The sequence below is a fragment of the Mycobacterium sp. genome (genome assembly GCF_036488105.1).
Taxonomy (GTDB): domain Bacteria; phylum Actinomycetota; class Actinomycetes; order Mycobacteriales; family Mycobacteriaceae; genus Mycobacterium.
Window position 1 is genome coordinate 1 of the sequence record NZ_DASXHW010000296.1, and the last position, 1,544, is coordinate 1,544.

1 protein-coding gene is annotated in these 1,544 nt (G+C 65.9%); it reads left to right on the plus strand.

From position 1 onward, the window contains the following. A partial coding sequence (locus tag VGH54_RS15475; protein ID WP_331512931.1) for a dihydropteroate synthase occupies positions 1 to 1,544 on the plus strand: 1,544 nt, incomplete at both ends.

Sequence of the window (1,544 nt, forward strand, 5' to 3'; positions counted from 1 at the left end):
CGGCTGTGCCGCAAGTACGGCGCCGCCGTCGTCGTGATGGCCTTCGACGAGCAGGGTCAGGCCGACAACCTGGAGCGCCGCAAGGAGATCTGCGGGCGCGCCTACCGGATCCTGACCGAACAGGTCGGCTTCCCGGCCGAGGACATCATCTTCGACCCGAACTGCTTCGCGCTCGCGACCGGTATCGAGGAGCACGCAACCTACGGGATCGACTTCATCGAGGCCTGCGCCTGGATCAAGGAGAACCTTCCCGGGGTGCACATCTCCGGCGGCATCTCGAACGTGTCGTTCTCGTTCCGGGGCAACAACCCCGTCCGCGAGGCGATCCACGCGGTGTTTCTGTACCACGCCATCAAGGCCGGCCTGGACATGGGCATCGTCAACGCCGGTGCGCTGGTGCCCTACGACTCCATCGACCCCGAGCTGCGGGGCCGAATCGAGGACGTCGTCCTGAACCGTCGCGAGGACGCGGCCGAACGGCTCCTCGAGATCGCTGAGCGCTTCAACAGCTCGGAGAAGGCCGATGACCCGGTAACTGCCGAGTGGCGCAGCCTCCCGGTCCGCGAGCGGATCACGCACGCCCTGGTCAAGGGCATCGACGCCAACGTCGATGACGACACCGAGGAGTTGCGGGCCGAGATCGCCGCCGCAGGTGGTCGCCCGATCGAGGTGATCGAGGGCCCGCTGATGGACGGCATGAACGTCGTCGGTGACCTCTTCGGCGCGGGCAAGATGTTCCTGCCCCAGGTCGTGAAGTCGGCCCGGGTGATGAAGAAGGCCGTGGCCTACCTGCTGCCGTTCATCGAGGCGGAGAAGGAGGAGTCAGGCAACTCCGGAAGTAAGGACACCAACGGCACGATCATCATGGCGACGGTGAAGGGCGACGTCCACGACATCGGCAAGAACATCGTCGGGGTCGTCCTGCAGTGCAACAACTACGAAGTGATCGACCTCGGTGTGATGGTGCCCGCGAGCAAGATCCTGGACGCGGCGAAGGAGCACAACGCCGACATCATCGGGCTGTCCGGACTGATCACCCCGTCACTGGACGAGATGGTCAACTTCGCCATCGAGATGGAACGCGAGGGGCTGGAGATCCCGCTGCTGATCGGTGGCGCGACCACCTCGCGCGCTCACACGGCCGTGAAGGTGTCGCCACGTCGTAGCGGTCCGGTGGTCTGGGTGAAGGACGCCTCCCGGTCGGTGCCGGTCGCCGCTGCGCTCCTCGACGACAAGCAGCGTCCGGCCCTGCTGGAGGCGACCGAGAAGGATTACGCATCGCTTCGTGAACGGCACGCCCAGAAGAACGAGCGACCGATGTTGACGCTGGAGAAGGCCCGCGCCAACCGGACGCCGATCGAGTGGGGCGGCTACACGCCGCCGGTGCCCGCCCAGGGCCTCGGCGTGCGGGAGTTCTTCGACTACGACATCGCCGAGCTCCGCGAGTACATCGACTGGCAGCCGTTCTTCAACGCTTGGGAGATGAAGGGCAGGTTCCCCGACATCCTCAACAACCCGGTGTCGGGCGAGACCGCCCGCAAGCT